Source organism: Pseudoalteromonas sp. ND6B (genome assembly GCF_000764215.1).
Classification (GTDB): Bacteria; Pseudomonadota; Gammaproteobacteria; order Enterobacterales; family Alteromonadaceae; genus Pseudoalteromonas; species Pseudoalteromonas tetraodonis.
Window position 1 is genome coordinate 1 of the sequence record NZ_JQFL01000013.1, and the last position, 25,528, is coordinate 25,528.

Consider the following 25,528-nt stretch of genomic DNA (forward strand, 5'->3'; position numbering starts at 1 on the left):
AGTGCTTTACAACCCGAAGGCCTTCTTCACACACGCGGCATGGCTGCATCAGGCTTGCGCCCATTGTGCAATATTCCCCACTGCTGCCTCCCGTAGGAGTCTGGGCCGTGTCTCAGTCCCAGTGTGGCTGATCATCCTCTCAAACCAGCTAGGGATCGTCGCCTTGGTGAGCCATTACCTCACCAACTAGCTAATCCCACTTGGGCCAATCTAAAGGCGAGAGCCGAAGCCCCCTTTGGTCCGTAGACATTATGCGGTATTAGCAGTCGTTTCCAACTGTTGTCCCCCACCTCAAGGCATGTTCCCAAGCATTACTCACCCGTCCGCCGCTCGTCAGCAAAGTAGCAAGCTACTTTCTGTTACCGCTCGACTTGCATGTGTTAGGCCTGCCGCCAGCGTTCAATCTGAGCCATGATCAAACTCTTCAATTAAAAAGTTTTATGTCTTTCGACAGCTCAATGAATTCTGAATTATTTAATATCTTTCGATATTGAATTGACTGTGCTGAATAACTACCTAAGTAATTATTCTGTTGGTCACTCAGTTTCAATTGAGACTCTAAATTTGTTTACCTCACTACCTAAGTAGCTTGGCTGTTAGAACTCAATCTGTACGAGTGCCCACACAGATGATTGCTTTATATTGTTAAAGAACGTTGCGATTAAAGCGTTTAACTTTATCTCGCTAGGGCTGCGCATATTACGCTTTCCTATTTTTTTGTCAACACTTAATTTCTCTAAACTTGAAAGTTTTCGAAACTAAGTTTTACTCGACTCACTGAGTAGCTCGTGCCTCGCTATGCGTTGCGCTCTGCCGTCTCAGTGGGGTCGCATTATAGGGAGATCCGAAAACAGATCAACCCTTTTTTGAAGAAAACTTGAAATAAATGACTGTTCGAACAAAATTACAACTAAACGCTTAAAAAGACAACTAAACTCAAGCATATTTAGCTTCAAATGAGGTTATAAGTTATTTTTTAATGATAACGTGTTGATGTTGATGTTGAAATCGCTTGCAAATAGCATCCGATTTCTTGCTATAACTATTTTAGCTAGTAGAACACTAAGGGCATTTGGCAAAAAACATAGCATATAGGTAAGGCTTTCTTTACTTATGTATTTACTGTTTCAACCTATGACGTTAATCACAACCTTAAGTTATATAATTAGCTTATTTTTACCAATCATAGCTAAATAGCATATATAGGTCAGGGGTAACATGAAGAAAGTATTTAAATAAGCGAACTATTTTTCTGTTAGTAGCAAATAGACTGCCTTTATTGATATGGGGCTGTTGTTTATTATTGATAAAAAAATTGGGGAGGACTTGTCGCGACCCTATTACCGTGTGATAAATTTTAGGTATTAAAAAGCCGAGCATAAGCTCGGCTTTTTGGTGTCTCTTTAAAGACTTACTCTGCAGACTGTGCGTCTTCTTGAACTTCTTCGCTCGCCGCTGGGCGACCAACTAGTTCAATATAAGCCATTGGTGCATTATCACCAGCACGGAAGCCACACTTAAGAATACGAGTGTAACCACCTGGACGGTCTGTATTACGAGGACCGATTTCGCTGAACAATTTACCAACTACTTCATTATCACGCGTGCGGGCAAATGCTAAACGGCGATTTGCTACGCTGTCAGTCTTAGCCAGTGTGATTAAAGGTTCAATTACACGGCGTAACTCTTTCGCTTTAGGCAAAGTAGTTTTGATGATTTCATGTTTCACCAAAGAACCTGCCATATTGCTGAACATCGCTTTACGATGGCTACTGTTACGGTTTAATTGACGACCACTCTTACGATGGCGCATGACCCTATCCTTCTAACTAAACTAATATAGTGATTTAGATTATTCAGCTAGGCTTGCAGGCGGCCAATTTTCTAGGCGCATACCTAGAGAAAGACCACGTGAAGCTAGCACGTCTTTTATTTCAGTTAGAGACTTCTTACCTAAATTAGGCGTTTTAAGAAGCTCAACTTCAGTGCGCTGAACTAAATCACCGATATATTGAATTTGCTCGGCTTTCAAACAGTTTGCTGAACGTACTGTTAGTTCAAGATCATCAACTGGACGAAGTAGAATAGGATCGAATTCTGGCTTCTCTTCTTTCTCTTCTGGCTCAGTTACATCGCGTAAATCTACGAATGCATCTAGTTGCTCAGCTAAGATAGTAGACGCACGGCGGATCGCTTCTTCAGGATCTAAAGTGCCGTTTGTTTCCATATCAATGATTAACTTGTCTAAGTCTGTACGTTGCTCAACACGGGCTGATTCAACCGAGTACGCAATACGTTCAACTGGGCTGAATGATGCATCAAGCAGCAATCGACCAATTGGACGCTCATCGTCATCAGAGGATAAACGACTAGATGCCGGCACATAACCACGACCACGCTCAACACGAATACGCATGCTGATCTCGCTGTTATTTGTAGTTAAATTACAAATAACATGATCTGGGTTAGCAATTGTTACATCGCCATCGTGCTGAATATCTGCCGCAGTCACAGGGCCTACACCAGATTTAGTCAGGGTCAGAAAAACTTCATCTTTGCCTTCTAACGTTACCGCTAGACCTTTAAGGTTTAGTAGTATTTCAATGATGTCTTCTTGTACGCCTTCTTTCGCGCTGTACTCATGCAATACACCGTCGATTTCAACTTCAGTTACTGCACATCCAGGCATAGATGATAACAGTATACGGCGTAAGGCATTACCCAAAGTGTGACCAAAGCCACGCTCGAGTGGTTCTAAAACTACTTTAGAACGCGTTGGGTTTATAGCGTCGATATCGACTAACCTTGGTTTTAGAAATTCTGTAACAGAACCCTGCATTTTATCCTCTCTTAACTCTTAACTTTACTTAGAGTAAAGTTCGACGATTAGTTGTTCATTAATGTCCGCAGACAGATCTGAACGCTCAGGTAGGCGCTTGAAGCTACCTTCCAATTTCTTACCGTCAACTTCAACCCAAGTCGGCTTTTCACGTTGCTCAGCCAACTCTAGAGCAGCGATGATACGTGCTTGTGTCTTAGACTTCTCACGGATTACAACAGTATCTTCTGGAGTAATTACGTATGAAGGAATGTTCACAACACGACCATTAACTAGAATCGCTTTGTGGCTTACTAACTGACGTGCTTCAGCGCGTGTGCTAGCAAAACCCATGCGATATACAACATTGTCTAAACGTTGCTCTAAAAGCTGTAACAAGTTTTCACCTGTATTACCTTTAAGGCGAGCAGCTTCTTTGTAGTAGTTACGGAATTGCTTTTCTAATACACCGTAGATACGACGTACTTTTTGCTTTTCACGTAATTGTAAACCGTAATCAGATAAGCGTCCTTTACGAGCGCCGTGCTGACCAGGTGCAGTCTCAAGTTTACACTTAGAGTCGATAGCTCTTACGCCGCTCTTAAGGAACAGGTCAGTACCTTCACGACGACTCAGCTTGAGCTTAGGGCCCAAATATCTTGCCATGTTATTTCTCCTAACCTATTGTTAAACGCGACGTTTCTTCGGTGGACGACAACCATTGTGTGGTATTGGCGTCACGTCAGTAATGTTGGTGATACGGTAACCAGCAGCATTCAAAGCACGTACAGCAGATTCACGACCTGGACCTGGACCTTTGATGAAAACTTCTAGATTTTTTAAACCGTATTCTTGAGCAGCAGTACCTGCACGCTCTGCAGCAACCTGAGCAGCAAATGGAGTAGATTTACGTGAACCACGGAAACCTGAACCACCGGCAGTAGCCCATGATAGTGCATTACCTTGACGGTCGGTAATCGTTACAATAGTGTTGTTGAAAGACGCATGAACATGAGCCATACCATCAGCAACTTGCTTTTTAACCTTTTTACGACGAATTGGTGTCTTAGCCATTTTACTATCCCCTTATCGCTTAATAGGCTTACGAGGACCCTTACGGGTACGCGCGTTAGTCTTTGTTCTTTGACCACGAAGTGGTAAAGAGCGACGGTGACGTAGGCCACGGAAACAACCAAGGTCCATAAGGCGCTTGATATTCAAAGTAACTTCACGACGAAGGTCACCTTCTACAGTGTACTTGCCAACTGCTTCACGCAATACGTCAAGTGTTTCGTCTGAAAGTTCACCGATTTTTGTGGTCTCGGCGATACCAGTCGCTTCTAAGATAGCCTTAGAGCGAGTCTTACCTATGCCATAAATAGCTGTTAAACCAATAACTGCATGTTTATGATCAGGGACGTTAATGCCAGCGATACGGGCCACTAACACATCTCCTATATTTGAATTTGGTAATCATCTGTTTGAAAAGCCCGTAAGGATACTCAAACGAAGACCAAATCACAACTAAAAACACAGGCCGAGAAACCTCAGCCTGCACGACTGTTTACTTAGCCTTGCCTTTGCTTATGCTTAGGCTCACTGCAAATTACGCGTACTACACCAGCACGTTTAATAACTTTACAGTTACGGCATATTTTCTTAACGGAAGCACGTACTTTCATTGCTCAACTCCGTAAACTGACCTTATCGACCGTAGCCTTTAAGGTTCGCTTTTTTCAGCACAGAATCATACTGATGTGACATCAGATGCGTCTGTACTTGTGCCATAAAGTCCATGATTACTACAACGATAATCAAAATTGATGTACCGCCGAAATAGAATGGCGTTTGCCATGCCATAGTCATGAATTCGGGCACCAGACAGATAAAGGTTATATACAAAGCACCTGCCAATGTCAGGCGTGTCATCACTTTATCAATGTATTTAGATGTCTGCTCACCTGGACGAATACCTGGGATAAATGCGCCAGATTTTTTCAGGTTGTCTGCCGTTTCACGCGGGTTAAAAACCAACGCTGTGTAGAAAAAGCAGAAGAAGATGATAGCCGCAGCTAAAACCATTGCATACAAAGGCTGACCTGGAGTCAACGTTGTAGCAATTGCTTGTAGCACATCAGCAACCGGACCTTCACCCTGGCCGAACCAGCTTGCAATTGTACCAGGGAACAGAATTATACTGCTAGCGAAGATTGGTGGAATAACACCCGCCATATTTACTTTCAGAGGTAAATGCGTGCTTTGAGCAGCAAATACTTGACGACCTTGTTGACGTTTGGCGTAGTTAACAACGATACGTCGTTGTCCACGTTCAAAGAATACAACAAGATAAGTAACAGCGAATACTATAACCGCAACCATCAACAGTACAAAAACATTCAAATCACCTTGGCGCGCCATTTCGGCTGTCGAACCAATAGCAGACGGCAGGTTAGCTACAATACCAACAAATATTAGAACTGAGATACCGTTACCGATACCACGTTCTGTTATCTGTTCGCCCAACCACATAAGGAACATAGTACCGGTTACTAAACTCACCACTGCGGTGAAATAGAATCCCATACCTGGGTTAACAACTAACCCGTTCATCATGCCCGGTAAGCTTGTGGCAATACCGATTGATTGGATAGTAGCAAGCACAAGCGTGCCGTAGCGTGTGTACTGGCTTATCTTTTTACGCCCTTGCTCACCTTCTTTCTTAAGCTCTATAAACGGCGGATACATATGCGTTAATAGTTGCGTAATAATCGAAGCCGAGATATACGGCATGATACCCAGTGCTAACACTGAAGCTCGCTCAAGCGCACCACCGCTAAACATGTTGAACATCTCAACAATGGTGCCCTTTTGTTGCTCGAAGAAATCGGCAAGTACAGCGGCGTCAATCCCAGGGATCGGCACAAATGAACCTAGACGGTAAATTATGATAGCACCCAATACGAAGAGTAATCGGCGCTTCAATTCCGAAAGTCCACCTTGTGCACTTTGTGTATCTTGACCTGGTTTAGCCATTAGTACTTCCTTAGTCTTCTACCTTGCCTCCGGCAGCTTCGATAGCTTCGCGTGCACCTTTAGTAGCCTTAAGGCCTTTAACGGTAACAGCGCGTGAAACTTCGCCAGATTTAACAACTTTAACGAACTGAACGTTCTTTTTAACTAGACCAGCTGCTTGTAACGCGCTTAGGTCTACCACATCGCCTTCAACTTTAGCGATTTCGTATAGGTTAATTTCTGCAGATACTAATGATTTGCGAGAAGTGAAACCGAACTTAGGTAGACGACGTTGCATAGGCATTTGACCGCCTTCGAAACCAACGCGTACTTTACCGCCAGAACGTGATTTTTGACCTTTGTGACCACGGCCACCAGTCTTACCAAGACCAGAACCGATACCACGACCAACACGTTTTGGAGCAGTTTTTGAACCTGCAGCAGGTGAAAGTGTATTCAAATGCATCGAATTACCCCTCTACCTTAACCATGTAATAAACCTGGTTAATCATACCACGTACACATGCTGTGTCTTCTAACTCAACAGTGTGATTGATACGACGTAAACCAAGACCGCGTAATGTAGCTTTATGCTTCGGTAAACGACCGATAGAGCTTTTTACTTGTGTTACTTTTACAGTTTTATTAGCCATGGTTTACCCCAAAATCTCATCTACTCGAAGACCACGTTTTGCAGCGATCGACTGAGGAGAATTCATGTTCTCAAGAGCTGAGATCGTTGCACGTACAACGTTGATCGGGTTAGTAGAACCGTAACATTTAGAAAGTACGTTCTGCACACCAGTCACTTCAAGTACTGCACGCATAGCACCACCTGCAATGATACCAGTACCTTCAGATGCTGGTTTCATAAACACTTGTGAGCCAGCATGACGTCCTTTAACAGGATGCTGTAATGTGTTGCCATTTAGGTCTACGTTGATCATGTTACGACGTGCTTTTTCCATTGCTTTTTGAATAGCAGCTGGAACTTCACGTGCTTTACCATAACCGAAACCTACTTTACCTGCGCCATCACCAACTACAGTTAGTGCAGTAAAGCTAAAGATACGACCACCTTTAACTACTTTAGACACACGGTTCACCGCGATTAGCTTTTCAGCTAAATCAGGCTGTTGTTGCTTTGCTTCTACGTTAGCCATTGTCTACTCCTAGAATTGCAAACCGGCTTCACGCGCAGCATCAGCTAGCGCCTTCACACGGCCGTGATATTTAAAGCCACTGCGATCAAAAGCAATCTTTTCGATGCCTTTGTCAGCCGCACGTTCAGCAACCGCTTTACCAACTGCTTGTGCAGCTGCAACGTTGCCTGTGCCTTTAACTGTTTCGCTAATAGCTTTCTCAACAGTAGAAGCAGCAGCCAGTACATTACCCTCAGCGTTTACAACTTGAGCGTAAATGTGACGTGGCGTGCGGTGGATAACAAGACGCGTTGTGCCTTGTTCAATATAATTTCTACGAGTGCGTTTAGCACGACGTAGACGAGCTGTTTTTTTATCCATCGTCTTACCTTACTTCTTCTTAGCCTCTTTACGGCGTACATTCTCATCTGAATAACGAACACCTTTACCTTTATAAGGCTCAGGTTTACGGTATGCACGAATGTTAGCAGCTGTTTGACCAACTAACTGCTTATCTACGCCCTTAACTAGAACTTCTGTTTGGCTTGGAGTTTCAATCGTAATTCCTTCAGGAACTGCGAAATTAACTGGGTGCGAGAAACCAAGAGTTAAGTCTAAAACTTTGCCCTTAGCTGCAGCACGGTAACCAACACCTACTAACTGAAGTTTCTTCTCGTAACCTTCATGCGTACCAACAACCATGTTGTTGATTAGAGCGCGAGCAGTACCTGCTTGTGCCCATGCATTGGCTACGCCTTCACGAGGTAAAGTTGTAATAACGTTGTCGTTAACTTGTACTTCAACTGCATCGTTGATAGTACGAGTAAGTTCACCGTTTTTGCCTTTAACTGTGATTTCCTGGCCTTTTAATGTAACTTCTACACCGGCAGGAACGTTTATTGGTGCCTTTGCTATGCGAGACATAGTTCCCCTCCGATTAAGCTACAAAACCAATGATTTCACCACCAACGCCTGCACTACGTGCTGCGCGGTCTGTCATTAGGCCTTTAGAAGTTGATACGATAGCGATACCTAAACCACCCATTACCTTTGGTAATTCGTCACGTCTCTTATAGATACGTAGACCAGGGCGACTTACACGCTGGATATTTTCAATAACAGCTTTGCCTTCGAAGTACTTTAACTCGATAGAAAGCTCAGGTTTTACATCACCACTTACTGAGAAGTCTGCGATGTAACCTTCATTTTTTAATACATTAGCTACTGCTACTTTCAGTTTCGAATTAGGCATCGTTACAGATACTTTCTTCGCTGACTGACCGTTACGGATTCGTGTAAATAAATCCGCGATAGGATCTTGCAAGCTCATAGTCTTACTCCCATGATTCTATTACCAGCTAGCCTTTTTAAGGCCAGGAATTTCACCGCGCATAGCTGCTTCGCGAACTTTAATACGGCTCATGCCGAATTTGCGAAGGAAACCATGTGGGCGGCCCGTAATGTTACAACGATTACGTTGACGTGCAGGGCTAGAATCACGAGGTAAAGCTTGTAGCTTAAGTACCGCGTCCCAACGATCATCTTCAGATGTATTAACATCACTGATGATAGCTTTTAGTGCTGCACGCTTTTCAGCGTACTGAGCAACTAGTTTAGTGCGCTTTGCTTCGCGCGCTTTCATAGAATTCTTTGCCATAACCCTACCCTTATTTCTTGAATGGGAAGTTAAACGCTTCTAACAACGCACGGCCTTCCTCATCTGATTTCGCAGATGTAGTGATTGTGATATCCATACCGCGTACACGGTCTACTTTATCATAATCAATTTCTGGGAAGATGATTTGTTCACGTACGCCCATGCTGTAGTTACCGCGTCCATCAAAAGACTTAGCACTCACACCACGGAAGTCACGGATACGTGGGATAGCGATTGAAACCAAACGCTCAAAAAAGTCCCACATACGCTCGCCGCGTAGGGTTACTTTACAACCAATCGGGTAACCTTCACGCACTTTGAAGCCAGCAACAGATTTGCGTGCTTTAGTGATTAAAGGTTTCTGACCAGAGATAGCTTCTAGATCCGCAACAGCGTTATCTAAAATCTTCTTGTCAGCTAAGGCTTCGCCCACACCCATATTTAATGTGATCTTCTCGATCTGAGGGACTTGCATGACAGAGCTGAAACCAAACTTCTCTTGAAGTTCAGCAACTACTTTGTCTTTATATACTTCATGCAGTTTCGCCATCATTCTACTCCAACTATTAGATAGTTTTACCAGTAGATTTAAAGATACGTAATTTCTTACCATCTTCAATCTTGAAACCTACACGATCTGCTTTGCTCGTTTCCGAGTTGTAGATCGCAACGTTTGATACGTCGATAGACGCCTCTTTCTCAACAATACCGCCAGCTTGGTTCAACTGTGGAACCGGCTTTTGGTGTTTCTTGATTAAGTTAATGCCTTCGACAAATACTCGACCAGACTCGGTTACAACTGAAAGCACTTTGCCGCGCTTACCTTTGTCTTTACCTGCTAGTACGATTACTTCGTCATCACGACGGATTTTTGCTGCCATGATAGACTCCTTACAGTACTTCTGGGGCTAGTGAAACGATTTTCATGAACTTTTCATTACGAAGTTCGCGAGTCACAGGGCCGAAAATACGAGTACCAATAGGCTGCAAGTTATCATTTAAGATAACAGCCGCATTGCTGTCGAAACGGATCAATGAACCGTCTGGACGACGAACGCCTTTTTTGGTACGCACAACTACCGCGTTTTTAACATCACCTTTCTTCACTTTACCGCGAGGAATCGCTTCTTTTACAGAAACTTTAATGATATCGCCAATCGCTGCATAGCGACGGTGTGAACCACCAAGGACTTTTATACACTGCACTTTGCGAGCGCCGCTGTTATCAGCAACTTCCAGCTGAGTTTGCATTTGGATCATGTTAATGACCTCCGGTGTAGTAATTACAACTTGTCTTAAATTTGTTTAAAATCAAGACATTTCGATTGAATTCCACTCAAAAAACATACTAGATGTCTCTTAAGGGCGGGCAATTGTATCAGCATTGAGGGGGGAGTGGTAGGTTATTTTTTAATTAATTTAATAGGGATGCTAAATTAAAACGAGGTTTTCTATGCTATTTATCTAATTTACAGGTGGTTATAAAACAAACAAGGCATCTTGTTGATGCCTTGTTTTATATCAGTAATTAAAATTAGCCAAACAAACCTTTTAATTTGTCTTTAATTTTATCTTTAGCTTTGTCTTTTGCATCATCAAGCTTTTGCTTAGCTTCATCTTTTAAAGCATTGCTTACATCAAGCTTTATATTCACGTCATGAAACGGGCCTTTTATGCGTAAAGGAACTTTAAAGCCAGTACTGTCATCGGTTGTACCTTGACCTTCAATAGAGTCCACGACGCCTGTTACTAGTCGATAGTTAACCAGCGTTTGCGGTAAATCAACGTCTCCTTCACCTGAAATGCGTATTAAAGGGCTGATCAACGATAAATCAGTATTTTTGCCTACGCCATTGGTAAAGTTAAAACTACCAGAAAGTGCAGAGAAATCGGTTTTCTCAGATTCTTCAAATCCTGTATCTAATCCCTCAGACACGGCATTAAAGTTGCCTTTAACTAGCTCTTTACCCTTACGCACCATTTCCGCTACGTTTGCTCCCTTAACGGCACCATCCGCGAACTTGAACCCTAGCTTACCATTAAGCGCGTTAATGAATGTTTTTTGGCTTTGCCCTGCCGTGGTTAGATTCCAACTTAAAGAGCCCTTGCCCATTAGCTTATCAAAGCCTGCAGCATCGCTAAGTAATGGCTGTGCGTCTATTTTATCTAAATCGAAGTTGGTTGCTATTTTATAAGGGGTATTTTGAGCATTGATAGTCACCACCCCTTTACCTGTTCCTTCATAAGCCGCAAAGCTGTCTAAACTTAATTTAGCAATGCTATTTTTAAGTGCCATAGTAAACTGATTAGCGCCTAGTTTAATGTCGTTAGCTTTTAAACCACTTGAACGAACAATCACATTTGCATCTAATGCACTTAAGCCACTTAAATCAATTTTAGTATCATCCCACACTATTGGCTCTGCAGGCTTAGACTCGTCTTTTACTGGGGCTTCTTTTTTAGCTACGGTTTCTGGTAAGTAAGGATTTAAATCAAGCATCCCTAGGTCAATATCAGCATTAACCGCTAAACGGCTGCCTAGATTCACCTTACTTTTACCTTTAATCTCGAGAGCATCGAGCGTTGCAACTAATTCTGTTAGGTTAAACTCCTCACTGAGCAAGTGCATTTGGGTATTGATACTAAAGGCATTAAACGCATTGTCTTTAGCGTTTAAGTCAACCCCTTGCCAGTTAGCAATATTTTTAACTGAATCACCGTTAAGTGCTAATAATCCTTTAATATCTTGGCCTTGTTTGGCTATGCTGCCATCAAACGTTAAATCGACTAAACGTGAGTTAAGCGTTTGCTTTACATTAAATGGGGCACCTTCAATCGCTTTTGCTGGAGTATCAAGTTTTACATCAAGCTCAAATCGCTCTTGCATATAAGTAATAGCCCCTTTGACTTCGAGCTGTTTGCGCAGTGAAGGCAGTAATATAGCCAGTTCTAAATCGCTAATTTGTTGTTTAGCACCCGTTTGACCATCTAAATATGTAAACGACCCGCCATAAATAGCGACTTCACCTAATTGAATATCAAAGTTTTCAGGTAGTTTGACTGCCTCACCCGATTGAGTTTGCTGCTCAGGTTGCTTGGCCACTGCATCAAATAACTGCCAGTTAGCTTTACCGTTTTTATCGGTTTCTAGCAAAATATCAGGCTCATTAATGACAAACTTTTCTAGCTTTAACTCGCCACCGAGTAATGAAAGCCAAGGAATATGAACGGCAAGTTGCTGCATACTTGCCATATCAGCGCGAGAGCCGCTAGGCATATTGGCAAAATGCACATCATTAAGCTCTAATTTTAATGCAGGGAATACACTGAGGGTTTTATCGCCCTTTATGGTTAATGTGCGCCCGGTTGTTTTTTCAACCTGCTCAGACACTTTATTAAAAATGGTATCAGTAGGAATTAAAAAAGGTGCAGCAACAATTAACGCTATGCATAGCAATAATATGACACCAATAACTTTAAATAAGGTCTTCATGATCATCCTTTCAAACGTGCAAATAATGTTCTTATCATAGCGGGAGTTAACACTAAAAGCATTGTTAAATAAATAAAAAACATATCAATTAGGGCATCCCTTTTTAAAATCAGGTTTTCAAAACTCATTTTAATAAATTTAAAGATTCATGCCCCTGATTACATTGCTGCAATTGTTCGGTATGATGCGCGCCCCTGTTGTATTTAGCCTAAATAAGCTAAAATGTAGCGACTAAAAAATATATCTAACCGGAGAGTCTACAAGGCATGAAGAAACTGCTAATTTCACCGTCAAAAATGGCATTAGGCGAACAAGAAAGTCAAATTTATCAAAACATTCTGAAGCAATCTTCAGAGCTAAGCCTAAACCTGATGGCCGTGAAAGTGGAAAACCATCCAGAAGATTTTTTAGGTTGGTGTTACGAGCTATTAAGTGCAAGCCGCGACCGCATTAATTACGACTTACTCGAAACCTCACAATTACCATTATTAAAAAAACTGCACGACCAACTTATTTCAGCGATTAGCTTTTTACAGTTAAAAACATTACGGGTAGCACCTTGGCCGGTAGTGAGTATGTTTGTAGAACAACATAAAGAACTGGTGGCACTTGATGAGCAATTACGTTTAACTGCTTATATCTCAGGCCTGCGTGAAAAGCCGTTAAAAGATATGATCCCTGAAGACTTACTCGCTTTTAGCGGTAAGCATATGGCATCACTCGATCCGAGTACTTATAACTTTGATGTAGAATGGTTTGCCTCTACCAAAAGCGCCAAAGGTTTTCACCTGATGCTGGCTGATTTGCCAGGTGCATTCGACGATGCACTCAGCAACATTCCACTTGAGGGTGATGTAGCGCTAGGTAATTACCAACAATTTGTAATTGCTTATTTGAGTGCATTTAATGGTAGTGATGAAAAACCAACTCTGGCGCCTGCCACCCGTTTATTAGCAATGCGCCGCCCTGATGTATTTACACCGATTAGTAACAGTCGCTTAGATGCACTTTGCTCCGCACTTGGTATCACCAAATTAAATAACCGTGACTTTGAGCGTTACTGGCAAGATGTAGTACAAAGCATTCACGCTATGTCATGGTTTAAAATGGCCAATGCAGGTAATGAACTAGAAACTCAGTTAGTGGATATAAAAGCGCTAATACCTTGCTTTTTTTATTATGCAGATACGAATACTGCAGATAACTCTAACTACATTAAGCTACTAAATAAACCTACACGTAGCACTTCGAGCAGCAGTAAAGCGCCACGCCGAGGTAAAGAATCTGCTGAGATTTTAGTGGATCGCGCTCTTGCTGCTGATGATATCCCAGAACATATTCGTGCTAAACGTGACTCTATTATTAGCGAAGTACAAAAAGGCCGTAGTGTAAACGAAACAATTACACTTATGCGTACCATTTTTGGTTAAAACGTATATCAAACGCAATTAGCTTTAATAAACTAGCTTAACGTTAGGGTCTGTAGACCTTTCAAGGTTAAATTTTCAAAGGTCAATAGATCCTAATATAGATAGCCTGGTAGCGCTCTAATGGTGCAGCCAGGCTTTTTTTTGCACCAGCAGTGTGTTCTTTCCTTACATACTTTTCACTAAGCGTCTTTGCGCATAACTTCAACACCTTGTTTTATAATATAAAATTTATTTTTTATTAAATAAATGGAAGCTGGCACATACAGTGCAATTCCCCCTGCAGTAACGTAATAATACGCCGCCGTTCAAAAGGTTGTAGTCGTTTATAATAAAAAACCTTGGCGTGCAAAATCATACAATGGGAAATGAAACATGCTAAAACTACAAAAAACAATACTCATCGGTGCATTGGCATTAACAGGAATGACATCAACTACTGCATTTGCCGAAGTAACAGCCAATGCAGCCGCTACTTCTAACTACTTATGGCGCGGACAAGAGCAAACTGGGGGCGATGCAGCTGTATCTGGCGGTATTGATTACGCTAATGAATCTGGATTTTATGCAGGTACGTGGGCGTCAAATGCGTCTTGGGCCGATGAAATGACCTACGAACTAGACTTATACGCCGGTTTTGGCGGCGCTATTAATGAAAACGTAAGTTATGACGTAGGTTATATTTATTACGCTTACCCAGATGCGGCATCAGGTGCCGATGCAGATTTTTCAGAAGTTTACGGTAGCATTAGTGTGCAAGGTTTTACATTTGGTGCAGCCGTACTTGCAACATCTGCTGCCAGTGGTGATGGTACTGATTTTGGTGATTCACTGTATTTAAACGCCGATTACAGCTTCGCTGTTGGTAGCAATGGCACTGAAATGGCGCTACACATAGGGCATTACTCAGGCGATTTCATCGGTGATGACAATATTATTGATTATGGTGTATCAGTGTCTAAAGATGGTTTTACCTTTGGCCTATCTGATAACGACATGGACGGCTCAGATGTTAAAGCTTATGTAGCCTACGCTGTCGACTTTAGCCTATAAAAAGAATGTGTTACTTGCTGCAACACTAAGGGCCGAAAGGCCCTTTCTCGTTTTAAATAACTTAACTAGATCTAATCACGCCACACCTTGTTAACAAACCGTTACAATTAATAAATCAACTTACCTCGCTTTTACCTTAGTATATGACTGATAACTATATAGTTCACTATTGAGAAAATCATAAAGGAATAATCATGAAGTCATCTAACGCGCTATCTGCTTGTATCGACATTTTTATCAGCCCAAGCAAGGCTTTTAATGGGCTAAAAGAAGCTAAAGGCTGGTCTTGGCTTGCTTTTGCACTTCTCGCTCTAACCCTTGCAGCCTCTGCTTATACATTTTATACCACTGCAGACTCACAATTTATTTTAGACCAGCAGGTTGCTGCAGCGAGTGTGGATGCCACAATCGGCGAGAAAAAAATGATCCGTCAAAGTATGGAGCAAAGCCTCGATAACCAAGTGTGGTTTGCAATTGGCGGGGGTATTTTCGGCCTTCTTTTTATAAATGCACTCCTATCTGGGTATTACATGTTGATATCTAAGCAAGACCCTGATGCTAATTATAGCTATGGTGCGTGGTATGGTTTTGGTGTTTGGAGCATGATGCCCATGGTTATTTCAAGTTTAGGTGTTGTTGCGCTAGTTCTTACAGCCAGTAACAATGAATTACCTATTAGTTTATTCAATTACGCGTCTATAAATCAGTTATTTCTGGGATTAGAGCTTGGAGATAGCTTCTATAATATGATGGAGAGTTTAAGTATTTTTAGTCTTTGGAGCATAGCTTTGGTTGCTATTGGGTTAAAGTGTTGGACTAATTTCAGCTTTAATAAAGCACTTCTTTTTGCTGCGCTACCGACCATTATCATTTACAGCATCTGGACAATTATTATTGTTGCTTAAAGGAATGTAGGCAAACTTTTCTGCCTACTCATAAATACGGAAATAAAAATGAAAAAAGCGATTATCATTACCCTTGCAATTGCAGCTTTTATTGCTCTTATCGTATCAAAGCAAATTACTGGCGATGAAAAAGCACCAGAGGTAAATGTTGCACAGGTTGAGCAAGGTAGTATTGCAGACTCCATTATGGCCTCTGGCAATTTAGTCTTTAATACTCAAGTGCAGTTACGTTCAGAGGTAACCGGACGAGTCGACAAGGTGTTTGTTGAAGAAGGGCAAAGTGTAAAACAAGGCGACATTTTAATGCGCTTAGATACCACTGCTTTTGAGTCAGAAGTAACACGTAATAAAGCGGTATTGCGAGCTAGCGAAATAGAAATTAAACACAGTAAAACACGCCTTTTGAACTTTGAACGTCAGCTTAAACGTCAAAAAGAGCTTTATGACGTAGGCCTAGCAGGGCAAGAAGTATACGAGAACTTACAAAATGCACGCGACCTTGCCAAAATAGATATTGAAGCCAGAGTAGAGTCTTATAATCAAGCCAAAGCCTCTCTTTCAATCGCTGAAGATAGACTTAGCAAAAGTGTATTTCGTGCTCCAATGAGTGGTTTGCTCGCCTCAGTAAATATTAAAGAAGGCGAAACCGTTATTGCCGGCACCACTAATATTATTGGCTCAGATTTAATGCTGGTTGCCGACCCAAGCGCTATTTTAGCTGAGCTCAGAGTTGATGAAACTGATATTGCTGGCATTAAATTGGACCAGCATGCAGATATTTATGCTGCTGCGTACCCCAATCAACCCTTCACTGGCAAGGTCATTAACATTGGAACCTCAGCAAAAAACCAAGCAGGTTCACAAGGTTTATCATTTCGAGTGAAAGTGTTACTTGATAATACCGATAGGCAACTATATGCAGGTATGAGCTGCCGTGCAGAAATCGCAACAAGCCTTGCTGTGAATGGCTTAAAGCTCCCTATCGAAGCCGTACAAAAAGAAGATGACAAAACGTTTGTATGGCGTTTAAACGACGATAACACTGTAAGCAAAGCCTATGTAGAAGTGGGTATTTCTTCAGATATAGAGCAAGCAATTACCCAAGGTTTAAATAAAGGGGAGCGAATTGTTATTGGCCCTGCACGTCCTATCAGTAAACTAAAAGAAAATGATACGGTAAAAGTTAAGCAAACAACTGCCAAGGATGCGCAATAATGTCGGCGGTAATCAAGCTTGAGCATATTAACAAGCAATACAAAATGGGTGAGCAAATATTTAAGGCCCTAGATGATGTAAACGTGGTCATTAATGAAAACGAGTATGTCGCTATAATCGGTCCTTCAGGTTCAGGTAAGTCAACTTTAATGAACTTATTGGGTTGCTTAGATACTCCAACTACTGGGGATTACTTTTTAAAAGATAAACTTGTAAAAAGTATGACAGAAACCGAGCTCGCTCATCAGCGTAACGAAAGTGTTGGCTTTATTTTTCAGAGCTTTAACTTACTTCCGCGTGCGTCGGCACTTGAAAATGTGATGCAGCCTTTGGTTTATAGGTTTATACCCGCAAAACAACGTAAACAAAAAGCCCTCGATGCACTCAAACGTGTAGGACTCGGTGATAAAGTGGATCATCTATCAAGCCAGTTGTCTGGTGGGCAACGCCAGCGTGTTGCCATTGCACGAGCGCTAGTGACTAAACCGCATATTTTACTCGGTGACGAACCAACCGGGAATCTAGACAGCAAAACTACCACTGAAATTATGGCGCTATTTGATGAGCTACATAATGAAGGCCACACCATTATTTTGGTAACTCACGAACAAGATATTGCAGATCATTGCCAGCGAGTTATTCGCTTAGTTGATGGCAAGGTAGTGAGCGATGTGCGTAAAGGTGAAGGAGACAAACAGCATGTTTAAATCTGCTATTGCAATTATGGAAGGAACAAAAGCAGCACTAATGGCCATTAAAGCCAATGCCATGCGAAGCGCACTCACTTGTTTAGGGATTATAATTGGGGTTGCCGCGGTTATTACAGTGGTAGCCGTTATGCAAGGCTTTACTAAGCAAATTAACGATCAACTCGCAGATATGGCACCTGATGTAACCACAATTAAACCCTTTACCAGCATTGAACAAGAAATGGTGGGCAAAAATGCTAAACTCACTTACAACGATTTTTTAGTCTTAAAAGCCCGAGTAAAAGAGGCTGAAACACTCACTGCACTGATGTTTACTTGGCGTTTTTCTGGTGGCGCTGAATATGGAAATAAAAGCCACTCATCACGAGTAATGGGTACAGAGCAAGATTACCAAAAAGCGTATAGAACCTTTCCAGAACTTGGGCGCTTTATTCGCGCAGAGGATGATGAAAAGCGCCGTCGAGTCGCTTTTATTGGTCCATCCATTATTGAAAAGCTAAACCTGCCAAAAAACCCTGTAGGCGAATATATTAAACTTGGCGGCGAGTGGTTTAGAATTATTGGCGTGGCTGAAAAACAAGGTAGTTTATTGGGGTTCGATCAAGACGATTATATTAATATTCCCATCAGTACCATGAGCGCATTAGAGGGTCCAAGTAGCAGCAGCAATGTACAAATTATGTTTAGACTCAAAGAAGACAGTGATGAAGAATTGGTACTTGCTAAAATCACTCGCATTTTACGCCAATTACATAAACTAAAAGACAATCAAGAAAACGACTTTGAATTTGAAACAGCTGAAAAAGCACGCGCTAACGTTGATAAATTTACAGGTAGCGCTACAGCAATTACCGCAGGGATTGTAGGTATCAGTCTTGTTGTTGGCGGTATTGGTGTAATGAACATTATGCTTGTATCTGTCACCGAACGCACCCGTGTGATAGGCACATTAAAAGCACTGGGGGCGACTCCTGGTTTTATCATGCTGCAATTTTTAGTTGAAGCCGTGGTGCTGTCATTATTTGGAGGCTTAATTGGCTTAGTCATTGGCTATGGTGCTGCCGAGCTCATTTCGCTCTCTGTACCAAGCATGCCCGACGCTTATATACCAGGCTGGGCTATTATGCTGTCGTTTGGTTTTACCTCTTTAATCGGTATTGTATTTGGTTTAGCTCCCGCAATAAAAGCAGCTAGGCTTAATCCCATTGATGCCTTACGTTATGAATAAACACTCAAAATAGCGACCTGTTTGCTTAAAATAGTATCCTAAAATAGCTGACTTTTACTGTTTTAGGATACCTAATAGGCTCTTATCTATTGGCTAAGCCTTGTAATATGATATAAATATTTTATGCGTAGCGCGGGTTTTATAAACCTTAGCAGATAAAGCCTTTGCTGCTATTTTAAACCACACACTCTAAAAATAAGAAGCGAACAGCCATGCAAAATCATAAAAGCCAACCATTAGCCGATTTTATAGAATACCCTCAAGAGGAAATGCTGACGCGTGCGAATGAGTTTTTACAAACGAGTCAACGCCGTCATAGTATTCGCAGCTTTAGTAACCGCCCAGTGCCAAAAGAAATCATCGAAACCTGTATAAAAGCGGCAGGTACAGCGCCTAGTGGCGCAAACCACCAGCCTTGGCATTTTGTAGCCATTAATAGTGCAGATGTTAAAAAACAAATACGAGAGGCCGCTGAAAAGCTAGAGCGCTCATTTTATGAAGGTCGCGCAGGCGAAGAATGGCTTGATGCATTAAAACCCTTAGGCACTGATGCTAACAAACCCTATTTAGAGCACGCGCCATGGTTAATCGCGGTGTTTAGTCAAAAAAAGGGGGGTGTAAATACGGACGATAAAAACACGAATTACTATGTGCATGAATCGGTAGGCCTTGCCACTGGCTTTTTAATTCAAGCCTTGCACCGCGCAGGCCTTGCAACACTTACCCACACACCAAAACCGATGAGTTTTCTAACCGATATTTGTGGACGTGATAAAGACAACGAACGCCCTTATATGTTACTTATTACTGGTTACCCAGATGAGCATGCAACAGTGCCGCTGCACGCCCTAGATAAAAAGTCGATTGATGAAATTGCGAGTTTTATTTAATCGCTTTGACTTGGCATGTAATCAACAGCAAGTACATCACCCTCTTTTAGGCCTGCTATTACGTGTTGCTGGTTATTTATAATACTGCCTAAACGCACGAAACGTTTAACCAGCGTTTCGTTTTCAAGTACATACACCATATTGAGCTGACCAAACTCATGCACCCAACGTGGATCAATTAATACACCTTGGGTACTTTTTATTGGTAACTGTAGTTGAGCATAAAGGCCTGGCATTAAACCAAGTTGCGCATCGGCTTCTAAACGAATAAGCAAGCTGCGCGCCGCGTTATCTGCCACTGGTACAATTTCGCTCACCGTTGCGGGTGTTGTTATATCTAGAGAAGGTAATACCACATTTAAACTGTCCCCGACTCTTAATTTTACTGCTTGTTGTTCACGTACATTAAATTCAAGCTGTAACTGTAATGGGTTATACAAAGTAATCAGCGGTTTACCGGGTGTTGCAGTATCGCCAGGTTCAGTTAGGCGCTCAACGACCACGCCCGAAATAGGGGCAGTAATACGCGTATAATTAAGCGATACCTGAGCTTGCGTTTGCTGTTGCTTAGCAACCGCTAAATTAGCGGTTAAGTTTTCAAACTTTGCTTTGGCGTCATCTAATTCACTAACAGATACTAATCCTTGCGCATTTAAATCAATCATTCTGGCTAGTTGCTTTTTAGCTTGCGTTAACGACGCTTGCACCGCATTAATATTTGCGCTGCTTTGCGCTAACGCCGCTTTAAAATCATCTTGCTTGAGCATAATAAGTAAATCGCCCTTAGCGACTTTATCGCCAGCACGTACTTTTAACTGCTCAACCTGCGCCATAACATGCGATGAAATTTGCGTATTTTGTTTTGCTATTACACTACCTGGTACCTGCTCAGTGCCTGCAATACTTTGCAGCGTTACCGTTACTCGCTCACCTTGATAGCTCGTTATTTGTGATTCTTTTAAGCCAGCAGCTTGCTTGTCAGAAAAGCTGCCTGCCATATAAAACACAGCCATAATAATGACAAATAACGCGGCAAATGTGCCTATAAGTTTTGATTTACCCTGCATGCGCTTCATCCTCTGTGCTTGCAAACACTAAATAATAAACAAGCGGTACTACAAATAATGAAAATAATGTAGACGCCACAATGCCAAAAATAATCGCAATCGCGAGCCCGCTAAATACCGGATCGAGTGTGATCACTAAGTTACCTAATAAAGTGGTACCTGCGGTTAGGAGCACAGGGCGCATTCGCACCGTACCCGCTGCAACAAGCGCCTCTTTAATTGCCATGCCTTGGCCACGAGCTTGATTAATAAACTCAACCAAAATAAGTGAGTTACGCACCACGATACCTGCAAGGGCAATCATGCCTATCATCGCTGTGGCAGTAAATAATACCGGCTCTGGGGCACTTGCTATGGAGCGCTCACCAAACTGATTTAACAGCCAAAAACCTGGCATTATACCTATCACTGTTAACGGAATAGCCGACATGATAATCAGCGATAAACTCGCCGACTGTGTTTGTACCCGTAAAATTATAAATATGGCACTGAGCGCAAACGCAAAGGCAATGCCCATATCTCTAAATACATCAATGGTTATGCGCCATTCCCCCTCGCCGCTAAAGCTGACATGGGTTCCTTGTGGTAGTTGCCATGGGGCTGTTCCGCCATTATTAAAAAAGTGACGACCTACCCACGATGTTTTAACAAACTCATCGTTTGATACATTTAAATCAGCATTCACATCAGCAATCACTTCCGCTGGTGTGCGCCCATTAAGCTCAGCCATAACATAAATCACGTCGCGCTGATCTTTACGAACAATCGTTTTAGCAACATGATGTTGTGTAAATTCACCGAGTTCTGAAAGTGATACTAACGGCCTTGGCGCACTGCTTAAACCAAACTCGTTGCTAGTTTTAGCTAAATCTCTGTCGCCCCTAACCTGAAGTGCAAGTAATTGCGATAGTTGATTTCGCTCGCTATAAGGTAGCTGTAATTTAATATCAACGGGCTCTGTTTCATTGCTCACATAAAGTACACCCACGTTTTCACCTTGAGAGGCAATACTGAGTGTTTGTGCAATATTTTGAGTTGAAACCGCACTGAGTGAGGCCTTGGTTTTATTGGTAACAAAGCGCTGTAATGGCGAGGGTGCCACCATTGAGGTATCGACTTCAACTACATGAGGCTCTTGTTGTAAACGCGCAGCTAACTGCAAGGCAGCGTGAGAATGTGTTTGCTCATCAACAAAAGCATCTCGGTAAACCTCAGCAACTAAGGTACTCAGTACCGGCGGCCCTGGTGGTACTTCAACCACTTTTATTACAATGCCATCGGTTGCTAGCATCGCGAGCTGTTCGCGAAGGCGCATAACTACTCCATGCGATTGATGATCGCGCTTAGACTTATCCACTAACAATACCCTCAGCTCGGCGAGATTCGCTGCATCACGGCGATAATAACCGCGCACCATACCGTTAAAGTCCATACTTGAAGGTTGACCAACATAGGCCGCTATTTCACTTACTTCGTTTAATTGCCATGTGAGTGTTTGGATTTGTTTAGTAAATGCAGCTGTGCGCTCCAGATTAGTCCCCTCTGGCATATCTATCAGCACTTGCAGCTCATTTTTATTATCAAAAGGGAGTAGCTTTAAAGGCACCAAACGCATCACGGGTAACATGGCACTAATGATAAATAATGCTAGGGTTAGCCACAAAACAAGTTTTGCTCGCCCCTTAGAAACCAATAATGGGCTTAATATTCTTTGATATGCACCAACTTTAGGAGCAAGCTCGGAGGGTTGTTCGTTATCAGGCTTGAGTAACTTCATCGCAAGCCAAGGGGTTACAAAAAATGCAACAATGGTAGAAACCATCACGCTAACCGGCACATTAAATGCCATAGGTGCCATGTACGGCCCCATCATTCCGGTAATAAACGCCAGTGGAATAAACGCCACCATAATAGTGAGCGTAGACATAAGTAAGGCACTTCTAATTTCGCTCATTGCGCCAACAATCTGCTGTTTTTTATCGCCTTTTTTATTCAAAAAGCGGCTAATATTATCAATACCTGTGATTGGGTCATCTACCAGTAAACCCAAAGATAAAATAAGCGCAAACAAGGTCACCCGGTTAATGGTATAGCCAAATGCAAAATCCAGAGCCAATGTAATGCCATAACAAATAGGCACAGCCAGCCCTACCACAACCGCCGGACGCCAACCTAAAAACACCCCCACAAATATCACCACAGTAAAGACCGCAAAGACTAAACTTGAAGTGAGGTTATTTACTTTTTCATCGGCAGTTTCGCCATAATCTCTTAATACCGCATAGCTCACCTCAGGGGGTAATAGCGTGCGTGTTAGCTGCGCCATCATTTGATGAACATCGTTGGCAACTGCAACAGCGTTCGTGCCTGTTTGTTTTGCAACGCTTAGTGTTACCATTGGTAAATGCTGCTGGTTTGCCGATTGGGCAAGCCATTGGTAATGCTTAGCTTCACTTGGGCCATCAATAACGTTTGCAACATCAAGCAAGTAAACACTTTTGCCATTAACAACATTCACTACCAGCTGTTCTACAGCAGATTGACTTCGTAGAACATCACCTGCTTGCAATTCAATTTGCTGCTGACCATCAACCACACTGCCTACTTGCGTTAGTTGATTAGACACGCTTAATGCATAAAAAACGTCATTTACGGTTGTTTGGTGGGCAGCCAATGCGCTGGCATTTAAATTAATGGTGAGGGTTCGTTTACGACCAGCAATGACTTTTACTTCACTGGTGTGTTCAATACGCTGTAAACTGTTGGCTATTTCGTTAGCAAAGCGGTTTAACTCGTAATCACCATAAAGTTGTGGGTCTTTACTGTATAGCCCCAGCATAACAATAGGTACATCATCCACTTCAACGGGCCGTATTTGCCAACTTTTGATAACAGAAGCCATAGTATGTTGATAACTGTTAAGTTTTGCATAGGTATCTAAAATAGCTTGTTCGCGGTCATGGCCAACCTCAAAGCGAAGTGTAACCACTGCGGCATTCGTTTGTGTAGTGGAATAAATATGTTCCACACCGCCAAGTTGGGCAAGTAGCTTTTCAAGTGGCTGGGTAACCAATCTGGCTACCTCTGGAGCTTCTACGTTGGGCGCCGATACGTATATATCGAGCATAGGCACCACTATTTGTGGTTCTTCTTCTCGCGCTGTTTGTTGTAAAGCAAATAAGCCAAACAAAATCGACAACACAAAAATAATAACCGGAATACGGCCACTTAAGCTGCTTTTTACTGCGTTATCAATCATGCTCATAACTTTTAGCCCTTGCAAAACAGTCCATATAATGTGCCTAACAAATGCACGGCATTTTGATCAATCACGCGGTAATAAATAGTTTGGCTTTCGCGGCGAGTAGCCACTACATTGGCTTTGCGCAGTGCCGCTAGGTGCTGTGATAACGCAGACTGCGCTAGCGGTACGGCTTCGTTAAGCTGCGACACACTCATTTCGGTATCTTGTAATGAGCATAAAATCATTAGTCGATTTTTATTCGCTAATATTTTTAATAGCTGCTCAGCTTGATCCACATTAGTCGCCATCGCTGTAAAGTCAATTTTCATACTATGCTCTTATTCTAAATTATGCACTTAGTATAAATTGCTAGATAAGAAATGTCTAATATTAGAATTTACTAATTTAATAATATCTAATATAGTAGCTCTGTACTCAATCAAATAAGTGACCTACTATTATGAAACTCAATAACGCACTTCGTCTTATCGCTGGCATCATGATTGTTGTATCAATCCTTTTGCAAACGTATCACGATCCGAAGTGGATATACTTTACCGCTTTTATCGCTGTAAACTTAATCCAATCAGCTTTTACTAGCTGGTGCCCAATGATCACTCTATTACGCAAACTTGGCTTTAAGGAATAATCACCATGCTTACATCTATCCCCGATTTACTAAAAATTATTACGCCTAATCAACGTCGTATCGACGCCGAACAAGCTAAACAGGAGATCAGTGAAAACAAAGGATTACTCATTGATGTGCGTGAACCGGCTGAACATGCAACCAAAGCCGCTACCGGCGCAATTAATATTCCGCGCGGCTTACTTGAAATGAAGTTAATGGAAATAGAAAAAGACGCAGCACGCCCTATTTACTTACATTGCGCTAGTGGTGCGCGTGCAACATTAAGTGCTGAAGCACTGACACGCGTAGGTTATGAAAACGTCACAGTTATTACCTGTAAAGCAGAAGCTGTTTGTCAGGCATTTTAAAGGCCAAAAATTAAATCTCTCGGCGATCAACCGATCGCCGAAAATTAATGTATACCTGCGCCTTACTTCCTCTCATCCAACAAGTTGACTAACATTTGCTCGATATTTTTTACGCTATAGGTAAGCGAGCGGATGAGCTCTACTTGGCTTTGTGGTTCATCGTTATTAGATTGGGCTGGCTGATCTGAAGTGAGGTTATCTTTTTGAGTTAAAATGGCTTCACGAAATTCACTGGCATTAACTACCCCAAGTAACGATACTAATGCACCGTGACCAGACTGCCCTGCAGTTTCAAAGCTTAAGCGGTATAAACCAAATAGTCGCATTAATGGCCCCTGACTTAATCCCACATCAGTGATTTTTTCAAGCGGAATCGATTTTTCTTCTTTAAACAAAATACCGCGTTTAACCACTAGCTTGCGCTCTAGTAAATCGGCCGACATAGCTGCTAATACTCGCCCTGCGACTAGCCACACCAAAAGCAATACAACGGGTAAAAACACAATAGTTACAACTGGAAAAAGGCTAAATATTGCAGCTAAACACATCCAGTACTGTTTGACTTTGTTATCAAAAGTGGCACTTTTTAAAATTATATTAGACATCGTTTTATCACTTTTAAATTATAGTTTTTTTAAGTTACATTAATTACCAACTGTACGCAATTC

Annotated in this window: 31 protein-coding genes and 1 rRNA gene; 9 read left to right on the forward strand and 23 right to left on the reverse strand. The window is 42.1% G+C overall.

Annotated features, from left to right (window positions below):
- The 19 genes from ND6B_RS0118985 to ND6B_RS15675 form a co-directional block, all read right to left on the reverse strand.
- Positions 1-431, reverse strand: a 16S ribosomal RNA gene (locus tag ND6B_RS0118985); the annotation flags it as partial.
- A gap of 980 nt (positions 432-1,411) precedes the next feature.
- Complete coding sequence (gene rplQ / locus ND6B_RS15755; RefSeq protein WP_013466072.1) at positions 1,412-1,813, reverse strand: 50S ribosomal protein L17; 402 nt, start codon at positions 1,811-1,813, stop codon at positions 1,412-1,414.
- Between the two features lie 39 nt (positions 1,814-1,852).
- Complete coding sequence (locus ND6B_RS15750; RefSeq protein ID WP_008115371.1) at positions 1,853-2,839, reverse strand: DNA-directed RNA polymerase subunit alpha; 987 nt, start codon at positions 2,837-2,839, stop codon at positions 1,853-1,855.
- 24 nt (positions 2,840-2,863) lie between these two features.
- Positions 2,864-3,484, reverse strand: coding sequence for a 30S ribosomal protein S4 (gene rpsD / locus ND6B_RS15745; RefSeq protein WP_002959461.1), 621 nt, complete (start codon positions 3,482-3,484; stop codon positions 2,864-2,866).
- A gap of 21 nt (positions 3,485-3,505) precedes the next feature.
- Positions 3,506-3,892 carry a 30S ribosomal protein S11 gene (gene rpsK / locus ND6B_RS15740; protein ID WP_002959471.1) on the reverse strand — a complete coding sequence of 129 codons (387 nt, stop codon included), beginning with the start codon at positions 3,890-3,892 and terminating at the stop codon, positions 3,506-3,508.
- Positions 3,893-3,904: 12 nt separating this feature from the next.
- On the reverse strand, positions 3,905-4,261 hold the full coding sequence (gene rpsM / locus ND6B_RS15735; protein ID WP_008115377.1) for a 30S ribosomal protein S13: 357 nt from the start codon (positions 4,259-4,261) through the stop codon (positions 3,905-3,907).
- A gap of 125 nt (positions 4,262-4,386) precedes the next feature.
- The gene (gene rpmJ, locus ND6B_RS19830) at positions 4,387-4,500 is read right to left on the reverse strand and encodes a 50S ribosomal protein L36 (protein WP_002959476.1); all 114 of its coding nucleotides are present in this window, start codon (positions 4,498-4,500) and stop codon (positions 4,387-4,389) included.
- Between the two features lie 22 nt (positions 4,501-4,522).
- On the reverse strand, positions 4,523-5,851 hold the full coding sequence (secY, locus tag ND6B_RS15730) for a preprotein translocase subunit SecY (protein ID WP_008115380.1): 1,329 nt from the start codon (positions 5,849-5,851) through the stop codon (positions 4,523-4,525).
- 10 nt (positions 5,852-5,861) lie between these two features.
- Entirely contained in the window at positions 5,862-6,296 is a 435-nt protein-coding gene (gene rplO, locus ND6B_RS15725; RefSeq protein WP_013466073.1) for a 50S ribosomal protein L15, read from the reverse strand.
- Between the two features lie 4 nt (positions 6,297-6,300).
- Entirely contained in the window at positions 6,301-6,483 is a 183-nt protein-coding gene (rpmD, locus tag ND6B_RS15720; RefSeq protein ID WP_008115384.1) for a 50S ribosomal protein L30, read from the reverse strand.
- Positions 6,484-6,486: 3 nt separating this feature from the next.
- Positions 6,487-6,993, reverse strand: coding sequence for a 30S ribosomal protein S5 (gene rpsE, locus ND6B_RS15715; protein WP_008115387.1), 507 nt, complete (start codon positions 6,991-6,993; stop codon positions 6,487-6,489).
- Between the two features lie 9 nt (positions 6,994-7,002).
- Positions 7,003-7,353 (reverse strand): 50S ribosomal protein L18, encoded by a 351-nt coding sequence (gene rplR / locus ND6B_RS15710; protein ID WP_008115388.1) that lies wholly within the window; start codon positions 7,351-7,353, stop codon positions 7,003-7,005.
- Positions 7,354-7,362: 9 nt separating this feature from the next.
- The gene (gene rplF, locus ND6B_RS15705) at positions 7,363-7,896 is read right to left on the reverse strand and encodes a 50S ribosomal protein L6 (RefSeq protein ID WP_006794247.1); all 534 of its coding nucleotides are present in this window, start codon (positions 7,894-7,896) and stop codon (positions 7,363-7,365) included.
- A gap of 13 nt (positions 7,897-7,909) precedes the next feature.
- Entirely contained in the window at positions 7,910-8,302 is a 393-nt protein-coding gene (gene rpsH / locus ND6B_RS15700; RefSeq protein WP_016899320.1) for a 30S ribosomal protein S8, read from the reverse strand.
- Positions 8,303-8,323: 21 nt separating this feature from the next.
- Positions 8,324-8,629 carry a 30S ribosomal protein S14 gene (gene rpsN / locus ND6B_RS15695; RefSeq protein WP_006794245.1) on the reverse strand — a complete coding sequence of 102 codons (306 nt, stop codon included), beginning with the start codon at positions 8,627-8,629 and terminating at the stop codon, positions 8,324-8,326.
- A 10-nt stretch (positions 8,630-8,639) separates the two neighbouring features.
- Positions 8,640-9,179, reverse strand: a complete 540-nt coding sequence (gene rplE / locus ND6B_RS15690; RefSeq protein WP_010392500.1) for a 50S ribosomal protein L5 — start codon at positions 9,177-9,179, stop codon at positions 8,640-8,642.
- A gap of 16 nt (positions 9,180-9,195) precedes the next feature.
- Complete coding sequence (gene rplX / locus ND6B_RS15685; protein ID WP_004589210.1) at positions 9,196-9,510, reverse strand: 50S ribosomal protein L24; 315 nt, start codon at positions 9,508-9,510, stop codon at positions 9,196-9,198.
- A gap of 10 nt (positions 9,511-9,520) precedes the next feature.
- The gene (rplN, locus tag ND6B_RS15680; RefSeq protein WP_008115397.1) at positions 9,521-9,889 is read right to left on the reverse strand and encodes a 50S ribosomal protein L14; all 369 of its coding nucleotides are present in this window, start codon (positions 9,887-9,889) and stop codon (positions 9,521-9,523) included.
- Positions 9,890-10,163: 274 nt separating this feature from the next.
- Positions 10,164-12,122, reverse strand: coding sequence for an AsmA family protein (locus tag ND6B_RS15675; protein ID WP_033102755.1), 1,959 nt, complete (start codon positions 12,120-12,122; stop codon positions 10,164-10,166).
- A gap of 266 nt (positions 12,123-12,388) precedes the next feature.
- Between ND6B_RS15675 and ND6B_RS15670 the strand changes: the two genes are divergently transcribed.
- The 7 genes from ND6B_RS15670 to ND6B_RS15640 all read left to right on the forward strand — a co-directional run bounded on the left by ND6B_RS15670 (position 12,389) and on the right by ND6B_RS15640 (position 19,550).
- Positions 12,389-13,552: a hypothetical protein gene (locus ND6B_RS15670; RefSeq protein WP_033102756.1), complete on the forward strand. Its 1,164-nt coding sequence runs from the start codon at positions 12,389-12,391 to the stop codon at positions 13,550-13,552.
- A gap of 372 nt (positions 13,553-13,924) precedes the next feature.
- Positions 13,925-14,602 carry a TorF family putative porin gene (locus ND6B_RS15665; protein ID WP_016899323.1) on the forward strand — a complete coding sequence of 226 codons (678 nt, stop codon included), beginning with the start codon at positions 13,925-13,927 and terminating at the stop codon, positions 14,600-14,602.
- 194 nt (positions 14,603-14,796) lie between these two features.
- Positions 14,797-15,507, forward strand: coding sequence for a YIP1 family protein (locus ND6B_RS15660; RefSeq protein ID WP_013466079.1), 711 nt, complete (start codon positions 14,797-14,799; stop codon positions 15,505-15,507).
- Between the two features lie 48 nt (positions 15,508-15,555).
- On the forward strand, positions 15,556-16,722 hold the full coding sequence (locus ND6B_RS15655) for an efflux RND transporter periplasmic adaptor subunit (protein ID WP_033102757.1): 1,167 nt from the start codon (positions 15,556-15,558) through the stop codon (positions 16,720-16,722).
- On the forward strand, positions 16,722-17,429 hold the full coding sequence (locus ND6B_RS15650) for an ABC transporter ATP-binding protein (RefSeq protein WP_033102758.1): 708 nt from the start codon (positions 16,722-16,724) through the stop codon (positions 17,427-17,429). The genes ND6B_RS15655 and ND6B_RS15650 overlap by 1 nt, the downstream gene beginning before the upstream one ends.
- Positions 17,422-18,660: an ABC transporter permease gene (locus tag ND6B_RS15645; RefSeq protein ID WP_013466081.1), complete on the forward strand. Its 1,239-nt coding sequence runs from the start codon at positions 17,422-17,424 to the stop codon at positions 18,658-18,660. The genes ND6B_RS15650 and ND6B_RS15645 overlap by 8 nt, the downstream gene beginning before the upstream one ends.
- Before the next feature lie 212 nt (positions 18,661-18,872).
- Positions 18,873-19,550, forward strand: a complete 678-nt coding sequence (locus ND6B_RS15640; protein WP_013466082.1) for a nitroreductase family protein — start codon at positions 18,873-18,875, stop codon at positions 19,548-19,550.
- On the opposite strand, the gene ND6B_RS15635 is transcribed toward ND6B_RS15640, so the two are convergent.
- Genes ND6B_RS15635 through ND6B_RS15625 form a run of 3 tightly spaced genes read right to left on the reverse strand, consistent with a single transcriptional unit; the run spans position 19,547 to position 24,190 of the window.
- Complete coding sequence (locus tag ND6B_RS15635; protein ID WP_033102759.1) at positions 19,547-20,617, reverse strand: efflux RND transporter periplasmic adaptor subunit; 1,071 nt, start codon at positions 20,615-20,617, stop codon at positions 19,547-19,549. The two genes, ND6B_RS15640 and ND6B_RS15635, sit on opposite strands and share 4 nt — an antisense overlap.
- Positions 20,607-23,882: an efflux RND transporter permease subunit gene (locus ND6B_RS15630; RefSeq protein WP_033102760.1), complete on the reverse strand. Its 3,276-nt coding sequence runs from the start codon at positions 23,880-23,882 to the stop codon at positions 20,607-20,609. Before ND6B_RS15630 ends, ND6B_RS15635 begins: the two co-directional genes overlap by 11 nt.
- 5 nt (positions 23,883-23,887) lie before the next feature.
- Complete coding sequence (locus ND6B_RS15625; RefSeq protein WP_008467273.1) at positions 23,888-24,190, reverse strand: ArsR/SmtB family transcription factor; 303 nt, start codon at positions 24,188-24,190, stop codon at positions 23,888-23,890.
- A 131-nt stretch (positions 24,191-24,321) separates the two neighbouring features.
- Here ND6B_RS15625 and ND6B_RS19835 point away from each other — a divergent pair, with 131 nt between their 5' ends.
- Both ND6B_RS19835 and ND6B_RS15620 read left to right on the forward strand, forming a co-directional pair.
- Positions 24,322-24,510 carry a YgaP family membrane protein gene (locus ND6B_RS19835; protein WP_008467276.1) on the forward strand — a complete coding sequence of 63 codons (189 nt, stop codon included), beginning with the start codon at positions 24,322-24,324 and terminating at the stop codon, positions 24,508-24,510.
- Positions 24,511-24,515: 5 nt separating this feature from the next.
- The gene (locus tag ND6B_RS15620; RefSeq protein ID WP_008467278.1) at positions 24,516-24,860 is read left to right on the forward strand and encodes a rhodanese-like domain-containing protein; all 345 of its coding nucleotides are present in this window, start codon (positions 24,516-24,518) and stop codon (positions 24,858-24,860) included.
- Positions 24,861-24,922: 62 nt separating this feature from the next.
- Here the strand turns inward: ND6B_RS15620 and ND6B_RS15615 are convergent, their stop codons facing one another.
- On the reverse strand, positions 24,923-25,465 hold the full coding sequence (locus tag ND6B_RS15615) for a PH domain-containing protein (protein ID WP_013466085.1): 543 nt from the start codon (positions 25,463-25,465) through the stop codon (positions 24,923-24,925).
- Between the last annotated feature and the right edge of the window lie 63 nt (positions 25,466-25,528).